General features: G+C 57.6%; 18 protein-coding genes. 8 read left to right on the top strand and 10 right to left on the bottom strand.

Translation table 11 applies throughout. The annotated features are described in order from the left end of the window. Positions 1 to 20 precede the first annotated feature (20 nt). On the top strand, positions 21 to 305 hold the full coding sequence (ppnP, locus tag ACTWLJ_RS16185) for a pyrimidine/purine nucleoside phosphorylase (RefSeq protein ID WP_007940055.1): 285 nt from the start codon (positions 21 to 23) through the stop codon (positions 303 to 305). An 83-nt stretch (positions 306 to 388) separates the two neighbouring features. Here ppnP and ACTWLJ_RS16180 read toward each other — a convergent pair whose 3' ends face one another. Further along, a complete protein-coding gene (locus tag ACTWLJ_RS16180; RefSeq protein ID WP_445177545.1) occupies positions 389 to 1,195 on the bottom strand; it encodes an MOSC domain-containing protein in 807 nt (268 codons plus the stop codon). A gap of 91 nt (positions 1,196 to 1,286) precedes the next feature. Continuing rightward, positions 1,287 to 2,222 carry a chemotaxis protein CheV gene (locus tag ACTWLJ_RS16175; protein WP_445177544.1) on the bottom strand — a complete coding sequence of 312 codons (936 nt, stop codon included), beginning with the start codon at positions 2,220 to 2,222 and terminating at the stop codon, positions 1,287 to 1,289. A 453-nt stretch (positions 2,223 to 2,675) separates the two neighbouring features. Between ACTWLJ_RS16175 and ACTWLJ_RS16170 the strand changes: the two genes are divergently transcribed. Next, positions 2,676 to 3,146 (top strand): hypothetical protein, encoded by a 471-nt coding sequence (locus tag ACTWLJ_RS16170; protein ID WP_445177543.1) that lies wholly within the window; start codon positions 2,676 to 2,678, stop codon positions 3,144 to 3,146. A 33-nt stretch (positions 3,147 to 3,179) separates the two neighbouring features. Here the strand turns inward: ACTWLJ_RS16170 and ACTWLJ_RS16165 are convergent, their stop codons facing one another. Then, on the bottom strand, positions 3,180 to 3,383 hold the full coding sequence (locus ACTWLJ_RS16165; protein WP_401213370.1) for a hypothetical protein: 204 nt from the start codon (positions 3,381 to 3,383) through the stop codon (positions 3,180 to 3,182). Positions 3,384 to 3,640: 257 nt separating this feature from the next. On the opposite strand from ACTWLJ_RS16165, the gene ACTWLJ_RS16160 reads away from it, so the two are divergent. Together ACTWLJ_RS16160 and ACTWLJ_RS16155 are read left to right on the top strand one after the other, a co-directional pair. Next, positions 3,641 to 4,534 carry a sensor histidine kinase gene (locus ACTWLJ_RS16160; RefSeq protein ID WP_445181362.1) on the top strand — a complete coding sequence of 298 codons (894 nt, stop codon included), beginning with the start codon at positions 3,641 to 3,643 and terminating at the stop codon, positions 4,532 to 4,534. Next, entirely contained in the window at positions 4,531 to 5,190 is a 660-nt protein-coding gene (locus ACTWLJ_RS16155) for a response regulator (RefSeq protein WP_401213372.1), read from the top strand. Before ACTWLJ_RS16160 ends, ACTWLJ_RS16155 begins: the two co-directional genes overlap by 4 nt. On the opposite strand, the gene yegS is transcribed toward ACTWLJ_RS16155, so the two are convergent. Continuing rightward, positions 5,174 to 6,091 carry a lipid kinase YegS gene (gene yegS, locus ACTWLJ_RS16150; RefSeq protein WP_445177542.1) on the bottom strand — a complete coding sequence of 306 codons (918 nt, stop codon included), beginning with the start codon at positions 6,089 to 6,091 and terminating at the stop codon, positions 5,174 to 5,176. The genes ACTWLJ_RS16155 and yegS overlap by 17 nt on opposite strands. A 316-nt stretch (positions 6,092 to 6,407) precedes the next feature. Between yegS and ACTWLJ_RS16145 the strand changes: the two genes are divergently transcribed. Continuing rightward, complete coding sequence (locus ACTWLJ_RS16145; protein ID WP_445177541.1) at positions 6,408 to 6,716, top strand: hypothetical protein; 309 nt, start codon at positions 6,408 to 6,410, stop codon at positions 6,714 to 6,716. Positions 6,717 to 6,769: 53 nt separating this feature from the next. On the opposite strand, the gene ACTWLJ_RS16140 is transcribed toward ACTWLJ_RS16145, so the two are convergent. Together ACTWLJ_RS16140 and moaB are read right to left on the bottom strand one after the other, a co-directional pair. Further along, complete coding sequence (locus ACTWLJ_RS16140; RefSeq protein WP_445177540.1) at positions 6,770 to 7,996, bottom strand: molybdopterin molybdotransferase MoeA; 1,227 nt, start codon at positions 7,994 to 7,996, stop codon at positions 6,770 to 6,772. Then, positions 7,980 to 8,519 carry a molybdenum cofactor biosynthesis protein B gene (gene moaB, locus ACTWLJ_RS16135; protein WP_085710731.1) on the bottom strand — a complete coding sequence of 180 codons (540 nt, stop codon included), beginning with the start codon at positions 8,517 to 8,519 and terminating at the stop codon, positions 7,980 to 7,982. Before moaB ends, ACTWLJ_RS16140 begins: the two co-directional genes overlap by 17 nt. An 82-nt stretch (positions 8,520 to 8,601) precedes the next feature. Between moaB and mobA the strand changes: the two genes are divergently transcribed. Continuing rightward, positions 8,602 to 9,204: a molybdenum cofactor guanylyltransferase MobA gene (gene mobA / locus ACTWLJ_RS16130; protein ID WP_445177539.1), complete on the top strand. Its 603-nt coding sequence runs from the start codon at positions 8,602 to 8,604 to the stop codon at positions 9,202 to 9,204. 78 nt (positions 9,205 to 9,282) lie between these two features. Beyond that, the gene (locus tag ACTWLJ_RS16125) at positions 9,283 to 9,504 is read left to right on the top strand and encodes a YgdI/YgdR family lipoprotein (protein ID WP_401213384.1); all 222 of its coding nucleotides are present in this window, start codon (positions 9,283 to 9,285) and stop codon (positions 9,502 to 9,504) included. Between the two features lie 83 nt (positions 9,505 to 9,587). On the opposite strand, the gene ACTWLJ_RS16120 is transcribed toward ACTWLJ_RS16125, so the two are convergent. The 3 genes from ACTWLJ_RS16120 to ACTWLJ_RS16110 all read right to left on the bottom strand — a co-directional run bounded on the left by ACTWLJ_RS16120 (position 9,588) and on the right by ACTWLJ_RS16110 (position 11,289). After that, the gene (locus ACTWLJ_RS16120; RefSeq protein ID WP_445177538.1) at positions 9,588 to 10,478 is read right to left on the bottom strand and encodes a pseudouridine synthase; all 891 of its coding nucleotides are present in this window, start codon (positions 10,476 to 10,478) and stop codon (positions 9,588 to 9,590) included. A gap of 81 nt (positions 10,479 to 10,559) precedes the next feature. After that, the gene (locus ACTWLJ_RS16115) at positions 10,560 to 10,877 is read right to left on the bottom strand and encodes a transcriptional regulator (RefSeq protein WP_122591930.1); all 318 of its coding nucleotides are present in this window, start codon (positions 10,875 to 10,877) and stop codon (positions 10,560 to 10,562) included. Between the two features lie 175 nt (positions 10,878 to 11,052). After that, positions 11,053 to 11,289 carry a glutaredoxin family protein gene (locus tag ACTWLJ_RS16110; RefSeq protein ID WP_445177537.1) on the bottom strand — a complete coding sequence of 79 codons (237 nt, stop codon included), beginning with the start codon at positions 11,287 to 11,289 and terminating at the stop codon, positions 11,053 to 11,055. A 206-nt stretch (positions 11,290 to 11,495) separates the two neighbouring features. On the opposite strand from ACTWLJ_RS16110, the gene ACTWLJ_RS16105 reads away from it, so the two are divergent. Further along, positions 11,496 to 13,208, top strand: coding sequence for a cation:proton antiporter (locus ACTWLJ_RS16105; RefSeq protein ID WP_445177536.1), 1,713 nt, complete (start codon positions 11,496 to 11,498; stop codon positions 13,206 to 13,208). A gap of 11 nt (positions 13,209 to 13,219) precedes the next feature. On the opposite strand, the gene ACTWLJ_RS16100 is transcribed toward ACTWLJ_RS16105, so the two are convergent. Next, on the bottom strand, positions 13,220 to 14,428 hold the full coding sequence (locus ACTWLJ_RS16100) for an ammonium transporter (protein WP_445177535.1): 1,209 nt from the start codon (positions 14,426 to 14,428) through the stop codon (positions 13,220 to 13,222). Between the last annotated feature and the right edge of the window lie 222 nt (positions 14,429 to 14,650).

Below are 14,650 nucleotides of genomic sequence, written 5' to 3'. Positions count from 1 at the left end.
CTTTTCGAGAGGAATCGCCCATGTTTAAAGTCAACGAGTACTTCGACGGCACCGTCAAGTCGATCGCCTTTGGCACCGCTGAAGGTCCAGCGACCATCGGCGTCATGGCCCCGGGCGAATACGAATTCGGCACCAGCCAGCGTGAAATCATGCACGTTGTCTCTGGTGCACTGACCGTCAAACTGCCGGACAGCAGCGACTGGGAAACCTTCGCCGCCGGCAGCCAGTTCAACGTCCCGGCCAACAGCAAGTTCCAGCTAAAAGTCGCGGTCGACACCGCTTACCTGTGCGAATACCGCGGCTAAACCCACGGGTTTCACAGCGCAAAAAAATGCCCGTGTCCTTGGACGCGGGCATTTTTATTTGAGCTTCAAGATGGCTCGCGCGATTACTCGAGAATCTCCACCGGCATCCCGACTTCAAGCTGACCGTTACTGTCGTTGACCAGGTTCTGGCCAAACATCGCGCCATCAGCCTCGGCACGGTATTTCTGCAAGGTTGCCAGCGGCTCACGATCAGCGCTGCGCTCACCGGTCTGCGGGTCAATGGTGGTCAGGATGCAACGCGAGCAGGACTTGACCACGCGGAATTCGACGTCGCCGATGCGGATACGCTTCCAGGTATCTTCGGCATAAGCGTCGCTGCCTTCGATTACCAGATTGGGACGAAAACGCAGCATCTCCAATGACCGCCCGACTTTCTGCGAAAGATCCTGCAGCGAAGCCTCACCGATCAACAACAGCGGAAAGCCGTCGGCGAACGCGACCTGATCGTCTTCGTTGCCATAGCCGGCCTGGGTCATACGCGCACGATCCAGCGGCACTTGTACCAGCCGTGTCGGCTTACCGATGAAATCACTGACCCAACGCGCCGCTTCATCACCGGCATCCGGCACACGCAAGGTGTCGCGCCAGATGGTCACACCACGCAAGTCGGCGCCGTCGCCGGGCAAGGCAATCTCGATAGCGGCATGTTCCGGGGCGCTGAGAGTCAGGCCGCCTTCAGCATTCCACAGCGCCGAGAGCTGGCTCATTTTCGCTTCGGCGCGCTGGGTCAGGAAACGCCCACTGGCCTCGTCAACCAACATCCAGCGTCGATCTCCATCAAGCCCCAGCTTGTCGAGGCCGATCGAGTGCAGGATCTCGGCCTTGCCGGATTTCAACGGGTAACGATAAAGCGCGCTCAGACGCAGCATGGCCAGCTCCCTTGGTGGGCGAAAAACGCCACCCTATACGAGCTTGCTCAGCGAATCAAAGGCTGGCGCATGCCAGCCTTTGACAACGCCGTCAGGCCGGCACTTCGTCAAGCATCAGGCGCTGGCGCACCACGTCGACCAGTTTGTCGGGCTGGAACTTGGAGAGGAAGTTGTCGCAGCCGACCTTCTTCACCATCGAGTCGTTGAAACTGCCAGACAGCGAGGTGTGCAACACCACGTACAGGCTGCGCAGACGCGGGTCGTTACGAATTTCGGTAGTCAGACGATAGCCGTCCATTTCCGGCATTTCCGCATCGGTGAAGATCATCAGCAATTTATCGGTCATGTTCACACCGGTATCGGCCCAGGCCTTGAGCATGTTCAAGGCTTTCAGGCCATCGCTGGCAATGTGCATTTTCACGCCGAGCTGGCCGAGGGTGTCACGCAATTGCGAAAGCGCCACGTTGGAGTCATCGACCAGCAGCACTTCGCGGCCACGGGCACGCTCCAGCACCGGGTCTTCGAGTTTTTCACGCGACACTTTGGCGTTGTACGGGACGATCTCGGCGAGGACTTTTTCAACGTCGATGATTTCCACCAGTTGATCGTCTACCTTGCTGATCGCGGTCAGATAATGCTGGCGACCGGCGCTGGTTGGCGGCGGCAGAATGGCTTCCCAGTTCATGTTGACGATGCGATCCACGCCACCGACGAGGAACGCCTGCACCGAACGGTTGTATTCGGTGACGATGATGGTGCTGCCAGGGCCCGGTACCAGCGGCCGCATACCGATCGCCTGGGACAGATCGATCACCGGCAAAGTCTGGCCACGCAGGTTGACCACACCGCAGACAAACGGATGACGCTGCGGCATCAGGGTCAGCTTCGGCAGTTGCAGAACTTCTTGCACCTTGAACACGTTGATCGCGAACAATTGGCGCCCGGCCAGTCGAAACATGAGAATTTCCAGGCGATTCTCACCCACCAGTTGCGTGCGTTGGTCTACCGTGTCGAGAATGCCGGCCATCAATGACTCCTGGGCTTGTTCTGATGAATTCACTATCAGGGGTTATCGGCCACGAGTGGCGTATCTTGATCCCTGCATTAAGTGACATCAAAATGCCACATCAAGGCATTGATGCCACATTAGCATCATGCTTTACTGGCGCCGTTATTTTCATCTGCTACATTCTCTGCAGCGCGACCACGGTTCAGGCGTTAGGTTCCCGCGCATAGGGGATTCCCCTACCGGCAATCAGGCCCAACCTGATGTTCGCAATATCCAATAGCCATTAATGTGACGCCATTCTCATTGCATGAACGGAGTCAGGCTATTGTGTGCGATCGCACTTCAGTGGAAACACATCCTCTCGAAACCCCCAGCTTGTGTACCTGCACACCGGGGCGCGATCTCGCGACGATTCACGATCGTCGACACACACGGCATTCCGTCATCAGACATGACGCTGTGGAGATAAGCATGCCGAACGATCGTAAAGAGTGGGCGCAGCGCTTCCCGGAGTTTCTTGTCGAAGCTGAAACGCTTCTGGCCAAGTCCGAAGAGTGCCTCAGCCATCTGCAACTGATCAGCAACGACAAAGACGCCATCGACTGCATGCTCAGCACCCTGCTCAAGCTTGCGAGCAGGGCTGAAGCCCTGGCACTGGCGGCGGTTTCCGAATTCTCCCTGCACATTCACAGCCTGCTCAACCATGCGCCGGATCATGTCGACCTGCACACACAGGCGCTGGATGCATTGCAGGACTGCTTCACTTTGATGGCGTGGCAACTCGAGTTGGTCGATCAAAGTACGGGGCAGCTGGGCCTTGATGAAAGTGAGCAGACCTCGCTGATCGAAGCCTTTGCCTTTCAGGTCGGACAGTGTGAGTTCCAGCCATCAGTCAATGCCAAATCGCAGCCGCTGATGTCCTATTCGGAGCGACAGGCCTGACCCGAAGCGGTCATTTGCCAGCTGACCGGGCTATTAGTTAGAGACACCGAATGTCGCAAATGAATAGTTCATACCTGTCAGCGACAAAGCCAAATAAATAATCGTACTGACTCGTGCAGAATCTTTGCTGTCGGCGTCAGGGTTTGCCTGTGTCTGAAAAGACCAACTTAAGGCATTGCCGATATCACTCAAAGACAACAAATCAACTTTTTCCATTATGGAACTTGCGTCCAACATGATCAGTTTCCTGACCCATTGGACATATATAGCAAGCGCGACCAACGGTATCTTAAGTGGTATTATGCCGCCCATTAGTTGATTTCAATTAATGGCACAGTGACTTCAACGATATACGTCAACAAAGTTGACGATCGACAGACTGATCACTGCACGCGCTTGAAATCCACAACATAAACGACAGTATTTTCAGACAGGGGCCCGTCAGCCACTCTGACCGGTCTACCCGCAGCGAACATCCATTGGCTCCATCCGCTATGTACGCCAGCCTCAAGTCAATCGCCACATGGCCACCTTCCCGAGAGAACGCACGCCGGTTCACCCTGACGCTGTGCATCGGCTCGGCATTGGGCAGCCTGCTGATCTATGGCTTGTCCGCGCAACTGCCAATTGTCCTTTTGCTGATCAACATCGCCGCAGCCGGATGCGTGTGGACTCAGCACCGTCTTTCGCGAAAGTCGATCAAGTTCCAGCCCCAGGAGTTGGCGGACCGATTGCTCGAAGTCCAGGAAAACGAGCGTCACCGGCTCAGCCGTGAACTGCACGATGATATAGGCCAGTTGCTGACCGCCGCAAAACTGCAAAGCGAGTGGCTGAAAAGACGCCTGCCCGAAGAGCTGCAGGAACAATGCACGTCACTCTGCGACACGCTGGAAGAAACCCTGAACAAGGTTCGTGATGTATCGGCCATTCTCAATCCCCGACAACTGACCAGCCTTGGCCTGGAAGCCAGCCTGCGCGCACATTTGCTCAAGACCCTGAGCAATACGTCAGTGAACTGGAGCCTTGACTGCCAACAGCGGCTCAATGGCATTCCGGAAGAAATGGCCGTCGCGGCATTTCGCATCACCCAGGAAGCGGTCACCAACATCCTGCGTCACGCGCAGGCGAAAAATTTGCTGATTCGCGTACAGCGCCTGCCGCAAGGCTTGACCCTGCTGGTCAGCGATGATGGCCAGGGCTTCGCGCCTGCGGCCAATCCAGGTCGTGAAGGACAACGCGGGATGGCCGGGATGGCCGAACGGATCGAGCAATTGGGGGGCACACTGAGCGTCATCAGCGAGCCGGGCAAAGGCACTCAAATCGAAGCACTTTTCCCTTGGGCGCCACGTGCGCTCGAACGGGCCAGTACGAATAAGGTTATGCGTTGACTTGTAACTTACTTCTGGTGGATGACCACTCGCTGATCAGGGCCGGCGTGCGCGCTCTGGTGCTCGACATTCCGGGTTATGCGGTAATCGGCGAGGCCAATGATGGCTCGCAATTACTCGAAATGGTCGAGCAACTGAGCCCCGACATCGTTCTGCTGGACATCTCGATGAAAGAGACTGGCGGCCTCGAAGCCCTGCAACGACTCAAACGAGTGCGCCCGCAGAGCAAGGTACTGATTCTGTCGATGCATACCGATCCGGCGCTGATCATGCAAGCGCTGGAATCCGGTGCACATGGTTATCTGCTCAAGGACACGACGGCCACTGAGCTTGAACATGCACTGGAAGCCCTGCGCAATAACGAACGCTATCTGAGCCCGGCGATTGCCCACACGGTGATCAACCAGGCGTTGATCCGCACTCAGAAAAACCAGCCGGAAGTCGCTGACTCCCATAATCTGACGGCTCGCCAACTGGAAATCCTGCGCCTGATCGTGCGTGGCAAATCCACCCGGGAAATTGCCAATGGCCTCGGACTGAGCATCAAGACTGTCGAGACCCACCGCTCGCAGATCATGAAACGCCTGCAAATCTACGACGTGGCGGGCCTGGTGTTGTTCGCCGTGCGCGAGCAGATCATCAGCCTGGATGACTGACCGGCGGCGCCCCGCTCAAGAGTGGTGAGTCAGGCGGCAAATGCACCTTTAACGCTCCTGGCAACGCCGTAAACCGCAGACTGTTGCCTTCGAGTGGCTCACCATCGAGGTTGATGTAGAGACCCTCGGCGACCTTGATCTCGACCCATGGCAAACGCGCCCTGACGAACATATTGTCTATGCCGAATCCGTCACTGAGCAGGTTTTTCAGAGTGCCCACCAGTTCCTGTGGCGCCGGCAGGATACTGATATCCAGTAACCCGTCATCAGCCAATGCCTGCGGGCACAGGACATGCCCGCCACCGGCCTGGCGGCCATTGCCGATACCCAGCGCCAGCAACTCACCACTCCAGTGAAAATCCGGCCCATGCAATTCACCATAGGCCGCATGCAGTTCGCCGAACCGCGACAACCCGGTAAATAGATAAGCTGCACCACCCAATACTTTTTTCAGATCCTCTGAGGTATTGGCCGTGACCTGACTGCCAAATCCTCCGGTGGCCATGTTGAGGAATATCTGGCCGCCCACTTCTCCCAGATCGATATCCTTCGCTGGCACATCCAGCAGCTTTAACGCCTCCGCCGGTTCCAGCGGAATACCCGCAGCGCGCGAAAAATCGTTAGCGGTCCCCAAGGGCAATAGCACCAGAGTGGCCTGGCCAGCATGTTCCGCAAGCGCTTCGGCAATATCGCGTAACGTCCCGTCACCGCCACCGGCAATAATCTTCTTGTAACCAGTCGCCAGCGCCTCCTCAACCAACCTCTGAGCGTCACCCGCCTCCCAGGTCAGACGCACCGCCAGATCCCAGCCCTGTTTACGTTTTTCCTCGACGGCGGTGCGAACCGCTTCGTTGAGTGCCTGCTTGCCATGCAGAATCAACAGCGCCCTGCGTTCACTCATAACGGTCACTCCTGGAGTCGAATCGATGCGGAACATGTTGACCGCTTGCTCTTGTAAAAGAGTCGCAAGGGCCTGAATAAGTTCGCAATGAGCACTGCACGTCCTACAAGGCGGGGTTTTTTCCTACAAACAGCGATGAATTGGCTTAATTGACCTAACCCGGTCATTGGTACACCTTGTGCGAGCCGTACCAATATCAATCAGACAACACACAGGGATGTGAATGTAATGAGTCGATTCACTGCAGGGGCGCAGAGTTGCGCAGTAGATGATGCCGAAGATTTTTGTGGGATCAAGACAGGGAGCCGGCTTACCCATGCAAAGCCATGAAGCCAGTGCGCAGTTAAGTCCGCTTTCTCCTCTCGCCGAAAAATGCGCTTATCACAAGCCCGACTTCAAAAGCGGCGCTAAAAATACCGGAGAAGCAGAAATGGAACCTCGTGTCACCGAACTGGAAACCCACCTCAAGTACATCCGCAGGGACATGGATGAAGTCAGAAGCGACGTCAAAACCATCAAGCATCGACTTGCCTATGCCGCCGGTGCAACAGCGGTAGCCATGGGACTGCTCGGTTGGGTAGCCAATAGTCGGTTCGATCAGGTGGTCACGCTTTTGGGCCATTGAATGCATGCAGGAGACGGCTGCGCTCAGCCATCTCCATACAAATGCAAAACCTATCAGCCCAGAAGGTCACTCAAAGGGATGAAAAATACTTCTTCCCCTTTGAGCAACGTGCGGCCCTCCAGCACTTCGACCAGTCCATCGGCCCAGGCGGCACTGCGCAGGACTCCGGAGCTCTGATTGCGGTAAATTGTTGCCTGCCCTTGCTCCATACGTCCACGCAGGTACTCCCGACGATTTCCCGCCTGAGGCCAGTCGAAGCCGGCAGGTACCGGAAACTTCAACGGTTCCACAGACTGCACGCCCTGGCGACGCAACAGATAGGGGCGGGTCAACAGTGCAAACGTCACCAGTGTCGATGCCGGATTGCCAGGCAAGCCGATCACCGGTAGGTTGCGAAAGTGTCCGAAGGTCAATGGCTTGCCCGGTTTGATGGCAAGCTTCCACAGACTCAACTCACCTTCTTCTCTCAATGCAATACCGAGAAAATCCGCCTCGCCAACTGACACGCCGCCAGTGGAAAGAATCAGGTCAACATCCTGCAATTCGCCCAGTCGCTGGCGAGTGGCCGCCAGGTCATCCGGAAGAATGCCGGCATCAATCACTTCACATCCCAGACGTCCCAACCAACTGCAGAGCAGAACCCGGTTGCTGTTGTAGATCTGCCCCGGACCAAGAGTTTGACCGGGCTCCACCAATTCGTCGCCAGTGGACAATACCGCCACTCGCACCTTGCGAATGACGTAGAGGCCAGCACAACCCAGAGACGCTGCCAGTCCTTGTTCGATCGGACCAAGCCGCGTACCTGCCGCCAGAATCAGTTCGCCGACAGTGGTTTCCTGACCTTGCGGCCGGATGTTCTGCCCGACGCTCATCGGCTCGATAAAGCGCACGCGCTCATCGAGCTGGAACTCGGCATTTTCCTGCATCTCGACACAGTCGGCGCCAAGCGGCACCGGCGCTCCGGTAAAAATCCGCGCACAAGTGCCTGGTGCCAGAGGCTCCGGCGACTGCCCGGCAAAGATTTTCTGACTGACCGGCAGCGGCTCGCCTTTCCAGTCGGCGAGGCGCAAGGCGTAGCCATCCATAGCGCTATTGGGCCATGGCGGCAAATCGAGCGTCGAAATCAAATCTTCTGCCAGTACCCGACCTTGCACCTGCGCCAGCGGCAAATATTCACGCTCGACAATGCGCGAGGCCTCCGCCATTTCCAGCAGGCGCGCCAATGCCGTTTCAACCGGCATCAGGCTGCCGGTCTTGCCCGGCTTACCCACGGGATTCACAAGGTGCAGCCTGTTTCAGATGAGGCACGAAGTTGCATGGACGATGCCGTGAATCCAGTTGCTCCGCCAGGATCCCGTCCCAGCCGGTGCGCACCGCATTGGTCGAGCCGGGCAGGCAGCAAACCAGCGTACCGTTGGCCAGACCGGCCAGAGCACGGGACTGCACGGTGGAGGTGCCGATATCGGCGACCGAAATCTGCCGGAACAACTCACCAAAGCCATCGACCTGTTTGTCGAGCAGGCAAGCCACAGCCTCCGGCGTGCTGTCACGTCCGGTGAAGCCAGTGCCACCAGTGATCAGCACAACCTGCACCACATCTTCGGCAATCCAGTGAGCAACTTGCGCACGGATCTTGTACAGGTCATCTTTGAGCAATACCCGTTCGGCCAGATTGTGGCCGGCGGCAGTCAGACGGTCGACGAAGACCTGGCCTGAAGTATCGGTTTCCAGTGTTCGGGTGTCACTAACGGTCAACACCGCGATGTTCAGCGGTGCGAAAGGTACATCGGCCTTGGCTTTCATTAGGCTCGTCCAGTTGTAGGAGAAACAGCCCGGTGTTATATCACAGCGCCTGATTTTTTCGTCGCCCTGCCGGAGAGCTGCCATGACCGAAAATACGCCATTGCCCCCCTGCTCCATTCTGCTTCTGGCGGGTGGACGCGGTCAGCGTATGGGTGGACAGGACAAGGGACTGATTGAATGGCAGGGGGAGCCATTGATCGCGCATTTGCAACGCAAGGTACGCTCGCTGACGGATGACCTGATCATCTCGTGCAACCGTAATCGTGAACGCTACGCATCGTTCGCCGATCAGTTGGTAATGGATGATGAGCAAGACTTCCCCGGCCCGCTGGCCGGCATTCTTGCGGGCCTCAAGGCTGCCCGACATGGACATCTGCTGGTACTGCCATGCGACGTCCCGCGAATCGATGCGCTGTTGTTGCAAGACATGCGTGAAACCGCCGCCCGGCATCGTGAAAAACCTTTAATGTTGCGCCACGACGATCACTGGGAACCTTTGCTCTGCGTCATACCGGTGGCTCTGTTGGCGGCATTCGAAGAGGCATGGAACGCCGGTGAGCGCAGTCCCGGCCGGATCATGCGCAATCTGGGTGCAACCGCCCTGCAATGCCCGGACAACGACCCGCGGCTGGCCAATCTGAACACCCCGGAACTGTTAAGCTCGCATAACACTGTGTCAGACTGACAGCATTCAAGGAACTTGCACGCCTTGTATACGTCTCAAGCTCAGTAACCAAAAGAATTCCCATTCGGAGACACACCCATGACTCAACGGACCCTCGCCACTCTCATGCTCGCACTGGGCCTGGCTACCCTCGCTGGTTGCTCCTCGCCAACAGTGATCACCATGAATGACGGTCGCGAAATCCAGGCCGTCGACACGCCAAAATATGATGAAGATTCGGGCTTCTACGAGTTCAAGCAACTGGATGGTAAAGAAACCCGCATCAACAAGGATCAGGTTCGGACCGTTAAAGAGCTGTAAGCTCTACGCCCGCACCAGATACAGAAAGCCCGCATCATGCGGGCTTTTTCATGGGCGATGGAAAGTGCCCTCAGCCACCGACATCACCACTGCAGGGTGATTCGGCTTTCAAACTCACGCTCTTCACCGGTAACCGGGTCGATAAAGCGCAACCCTTGCGCCAGCAGCTTCAGTGGGTTGGCGTAGTCATCTTCAACGTCTTTCAGTACGTGCGGGTAGAACGGGTCATTGCAGATGCTCGCGCCCAACGCCGTCATGTGTACGCGCAACTGATGCTTCTTGCCGGTCACCGGGAACAACCCATAGCGCCACAGATCACCGTTCTTTTCCCGGACCTCCACTGCCGTTTCGGTATTGGCGACACCCGGCCCTTCCTGCATGCGGAAAAATGGCTCGCCATCGACCAGACGACTCTTGTGAACCAACGGGAATTCCAGTTCGGGCAATGCTCGGGCGATGGCCTCGTAACGCTTGTCGATCTTGCGTGTCGGAAACAACGACTGATAGGCCGAGCGGGTCTGAGGATTGGCAGAAAAGATCACCAGCCCCGCCGTATGCCGATCAATACGATGCAGAGGCACCAGATGCGGATTATCCAGACGATGGATCAGTCTGCGCAGCAGCGTCTGCTCCACGTACTCGCCAGCGGGAGTGACCGGCAAAAAGTGAGGTTTGTCCGCCACCACCAGATGTTCGTCGGCATAGAGGATCGACTCGACCACCGGGATCGGTTTTTCGTCCGGCACTTCACGGAAGTAGTGAATGCGCAGGCCTTCCTTGTAGGGCAGATCCAGCGCAATCGGCTGACCATCCGCATCCAGCACCCGCCCGCGGGCGATTCGGTCCAGCCATTGCTCGCGGCCGATGGCTTTGAAATGCTCACACAGACAATCGAGTACCGTCGGCCAGGCTCCCGGTGGAAGGTACAGCGTACTGGCCTGATTCTGCGCAGCAGAAAATGTTGATGTGGACATACGAAAATTCGAACCCTCAATGCAGGCCGGCATTATCCAACACTGAGCGAGACGAACCTAGCGCAGAATCCGCTGGCCGATTCAGGCCGGAATCGACTTCAGCGCTGCCGCCTCGGTGAACTCCTTCAACCAGCGCAACACATCGACAGCCTCCCAGCGGCCCGGGTCATACAACGCGTACAGCAAGCCTTGATACCCGACCACATCCAGTTGCTTGTGATACCCGGCACGCTGAAACAGCGCCTCGATCTCGGCAAAGCAGGTGTTGAAATGCACTTTGTTGAATGGCGTCTTGCCTTCCGTGACCAGGCCGTCAAGGCGCAATTCGAGGACGGCCTCGCGCACCACGTCAACCGACATCCGGTTCACGCTGTTTTTCAACTGTTCGACATTGACCACGGTTCATCCCTCTGACGTCCGGCCCACCTGCCCAGCGTCTGAAAAAGCACACTTCGCAGCAGGTCGACCCAATTACTGTATGGGCATACAGTAACCGAATAAACCTGAAAGTGCCAAGGGAAGGCTGTGCGGTTGCGACCGGCGGAAGGATGAAAACTACAGAAGAGAAAAACGATCAGCGCAGGAACGCCACGACTTGTTCGGCATCGAACGGCCAGTCCAGCTCCGCGCCGGTATCAATTCGGCGCAGCACCGGGATACGCAGCCCATAAGCCTCGAAGAGCGATTCGCTGTCTGCGATATCTACCAGTTCCACCAGCAAACCGTGCTCGACAAGCGGCATCAAATCGGCCTCGGCCAATTCACATAAATGGCAGCCCAGGGTGCCGAACAACTGACATTCAGGAGGCATGATCGCTCGCCAGTAAATTTGAGCGCCCATTCTAGGCCCGACAGGAAAACCCGTCGAGGCACTGCTGCTCAAAGGTCTGAGCGCATCACGCGGGTGGATGCGCAAAACCCTGACGCAAATCAGTCCAGCCATTTTTCAATTACGCGATGCTCCCGCTCTTTTTGCCTCTACGCTTGAGAGGCCAGAGCCGGACATCGGAGTGTCGTGTGTTTGCAAACCTGTTGATCATCCTCGCCTCGTCCCTCGTGGTGATTGCGTTATTCCGTCGCCTGCGCTTGCCGCCGGTGCTGGGTTACCTGTGTGTGGGCTTGATGGTCGGACCGACCGCTTTCAATTGGGTCAACGAAAGTGAACATTTGCCCGACGTCGCTGAGCTAGGCGTGGTGTTTCTGCTGTTCTCTCTGGGGCTCGAGTTTTCCCTGTCGAAAATGATTGCCCTGCGCCAGGTTGTGTTTCGACTCGGCAGCCAGCAGGTACTGATCAGCGCGGCGCTGTTGGGGGTGGTGCTGATGTTGATGGGCATGCCTGTCGCTCCGGCATTGCTGCTCGGCGCCGGTCTGTCATTGTCGTCCACGGCGATTGTCACCAAAGAACTGGGCAGCCTCGGCGAAGTGTTCAGCAGTCATGGCCAGAACGCCGTCGGGGTTCTGCTGTTTCAGGATGTGATTGCGGTACTGCTGCTGACACTGGTCCCGGTATTTGCCGGCAGCAGCGATCAGGCCTGGTACTGGGCACTGCCACTGACCCTTGGCAAAACCGTGGTGCTGTTTTTAGGTCTGCTGCTGGCCAGCCGCTGGTTGTTGCCACGGCTGTTTCAGGAAGTCGCCGCTTCGCGCTCGGCAGAACTGTTTGTATTGCTGGCACTGGTCATCGTGCTGCTGACCGCATGGCTGACTCACCTGCTTGGCCTGTCCCCCGCCCTCGGCGCTTTCCTGGCTGGCATGCTGCTCGGCGAAAGCCATTATCGGCATCAGATCGAGGCCGATATCCGACCGTTCCGCGACATATTGCTCGGTGTGTTTTTCGTCAGCATCGGCATGCTGATTGATCTGCAACTTTTCATCAGCCATAGCCTGTTGATCCTTGGCCTGACCCTCGGCTTGATGCTGATCAAGGGTTGCGTAGTGGCGTTGCTGGTGAAATGGCGCGGCAATGACAGCGAAACCGCATGGCGCAGTGGCCTGGCACTGGCTCAGGGCGGCGAGTTCTGCTTTGCGCTGATGGCGCAGATGCAACAAAACAGCCTGCTACCGGGCGAGTTGGGCGCACTGCTGCTCGCTGCTACTTTCTGTTCAATGGTGCTGACGCCAATGCTGCTGCGCGCGGCGCCACGCATCGCCGCCGCCCTGCACCGCAAGCCCAATCAGGAAGCGCAGATCGAAGAGATCAGCGCACTCAACGCCGGGTTGAATAAACACGTAGTGATCTGCGGATATGGTCGTGTTGGCCAGTCCATCGGCCGCTTCATGCGCAGCGCGAAGCAACCTTACATCGCCCTCGATACCGACCCGGTGCGGGTGCAAGAAGCCGCGTCCGGCGAAAGTGACGTGCATTACGGTGACTCCTCACGCGCTGATCTGCTGACCGCTGTTGGCTTGCTGCGCGCAAGGCTGTTGGTGATTGCCGTGGATCAGAGTGACGTCGCCCTGCGCATCGTCAAGGAAGCCCGACGACTGAATCCACAGGTGCCGATTCTGGTGCGCACTCGCGACGACAGCCAATGGGCCGAGCTGAAAGCCGCCGGCGCCACCGAAGTGGTGCCGGAGCTATTGGAGTCGAGCCTGATGCTCGCCTCACATGCGTTGATTCTGCTCGGTCTGCCGGCGCACCAGGTGCAGGAACAAGTCGATCACGTGCGTATTGATCGTTATCGTCTGCTGCGCGGTTTCTACCCCGGTGCAGAGGATGAGGAGACCTGATCCTGAAAGCTTCAGTCCTGACTCACAGCGCCGATCTTGTGCACCGAAAGGTCTGCGCCGTAATACTCCTGTTCCTGACTCAGGCGCAGACCATGCAGCGCCTTGATCGCGCCATACACAACAAAACCACCGACCAAAGCCACGACCACGCCCAGTGCCGTGCCAATCAATTGGCTGATCAAACTGACGCCGCCCAGACCGCCGAGCGCGGTCCGGCCGAAAATCCCGCAGGCGATTCCGCCCCACACGCCGCACAAGCCATGCAACGGCCAGACACCCAATACATCGTCGATGCGCCATTTGACCTGCGCTGCGGTAAAGCACCAGACAAACAGTGCGCCGGCAATCACCCCGGTCACCAATGCACCGACCGGATGCATCAGATCCGAGCCGGCACAGATCGCCACCAGTCCGGCCAATGGGCCGTTATGCAGGAAGCCCGGGTCGTTGCGCCCGACGATCAGCGCCGCCATCGTGCCGCCGACCATCGCCATCAGCGAATTGACCGCAACCAGACCGCTGACGCCTTGCAGGGTTTGCGCGCTCATTACGTTGAAGCCGAACCAGCCGACAATCAGAATCCACGAACCCAGCGCCAGAAACGGAATGCTCGACGGCGCAAACGCCACCAGTCGCCCGTCCCGATAACGCCCGTTGCGCGGGCCCAGCAGCAACACTGCCGCGAGCGCCAGCCAGCCACCCATGGCGTGCACCACCACCGAGCCGGCGAAATCATGGAAACTCGCGCCGAACTCAGCCGCCAGCCAGGCTTGCAGGCCATAGTTGCCATTCCAGATCATGCCTTCGAAGAACGGGTAGATGAACGCCACGATCAGCGCCGTGGCGCACAGTTGCGGAACAAACCGTGCGCGCTCGGCGATTCCGCCAGAGATGATCGCCGGGATCGCCGCCGCGAAGGTCAGCAGGAAGAAAAACTTCACCAGCCCGTAACCATGATCGGCACTCAACACTGCAGCCGGTTGCATGAAGGTCACACCGTAGGAGATCCAGTAGCCTATAAAGAAATAGGCCAGCGTCGAGACCGCGAAATCGCTGAGAATCTTCGACAGCGCATTGACCTGGTTTTTCTGGCGAACCGTACCGACTTCGAGAAAAGCGAAACCGGCGTGCATCGCCAGTACCATCACCGCACCGATCAGAATGAACAACGTATTGGAGCTATGGACCAACGTGTCCACAGCGCTTTGCAGATTTTCCATGGAGTGGCAGACCTGAAGGCTGAAAAAAGCACCAAAGCGGTTCGCGCGAACATTTCATGCACCAAGTTGCGACCGCGCAGTCACCCAATTGAAGCTTCGGTGACCCGCTTTGGCGCACGAGATCGATGTCCTGACACGAACCCTGATTATTTGAGTTAAGGTTTCCCCGGCTTGACGCCCGACGACGGCGCACGAGCACCGAACGACGCACCACGACACAGC

This window comes from Pseudomonas sp. McL0111 (assembly GCF_052567255.1).
Note: the sequence above shows the minus strand (reverse complement) of the source record. Positions and strands in the feature narration are given on the sequence as shown.

What these genes read in the sequence shown, in the direction of transcription:
- ACTWLJ_RS16125 (WP_401213384.1), top strand. Translation starts at nt 9,283, where the DNA reads ATGACTCAACGGACCCTCGCCACTCTCATGCTCGCACTGGGCCTGGCT.
- ACTWLJ_RS16145 (WP_445177541.1), top strand. Translation starts at nt 6,408, where the DNA reads ATGCAAAGCCATGAAGCCAGTGCGCAGTTAAGTCCGCTTTCTCCTCTC.
- ACTWLJ_RS16175 (WP_445177544.1), bottom strand. Translation starts at nt 2,222, where the DNA reads ATGGCCGGCATTCTCGACACGGTAGACCAACGCACGCAACTGGTGGGT.
- ACTWLJ_RS16100 (WP_445177535.1), bottom strand. Translation starts at nt 14,428, where the DNA reads ATGGAAAATCTGCAAAGCGCTGTGGACACGTTGGTCCATAGCTCCAAT.
- ppnP (WP_007940055.1), top strand. Translation starts at nt 21, where the DNA reads ATGTTTAAAGTCAACGAGTACTTCGACGGCACCGTCAAGTCGATCGCC.
- ACTWLJ_RS16110 (WP_445177537.1), bottom strand. Translation starts at nt 11,289, where the DNA reads ATGCCTCCTGAATGTCAGTTGTTCGGCACCCTGGGCTGCCATTTATGT.
- moaB (WP_085710731.1), bottom strand. Translation starts at nt 8,519, where the DNA reads ATGAAAGCCAAGGCCGATGTACCTTTCGCACCGCTGAACATCGCGGTG.
- ACTWLJ_RS16180 (WP_445177545.1), bottom strand. Translation starts at nt 1,195, where the DNA reads ATGCTGCGTCTGAGCGCGCTTTATCGTTACCCGTTGAAATCCGGCAAG.
- ACTWLJ_RS16165 (WP_401213370.1), bottom strand. Translation starts at nt 3,383, where the DNA reads ATGTTGGACGCAAGTTCCATAATGGAAAAAGTTGATTTGTTGTCTTTG.
- yegS (WP_445177542.1), bottom strand. Translation starts at nt 6,091, where the DNA reads ATGAGTGAACGCAGGGCGCTGTTGATTCTGCATGGCAAGCAGGCACTC.
- ACTWLJ_RS16120 (WP_445177538.1), bottom strand. Translation starts at nt 10,478, where the DNA reads ATGTCCACATCAACATTTTCTGCTGCGCAGAATCAGGCCAGTACGCTG.
- ACTWLJ_RS16160 (WP_445181362.1), top strand. Translation starts at nt 3,641, where the DNA reads ATGTACGCCAGCCTCAAGTCAATCGCCACATGGCCACCTTCCCGAGAG.
- mobA (WP_445177539.1), top strand. Translation starts at nt 8,602, where the DNA reads ATGACCGAAAATACGCCATTGCCCCCCTGCTCCATTCTGCTTCTGGCG.
- ACTWLJ_RS16170 (WP_445177543.1), top strand. Translation starts at nt 2,676, where the DNA reads ATGCCGAACGATCGTAAAGAGTGGGCGCAGCGCTTCCCGGAGTTTCTT.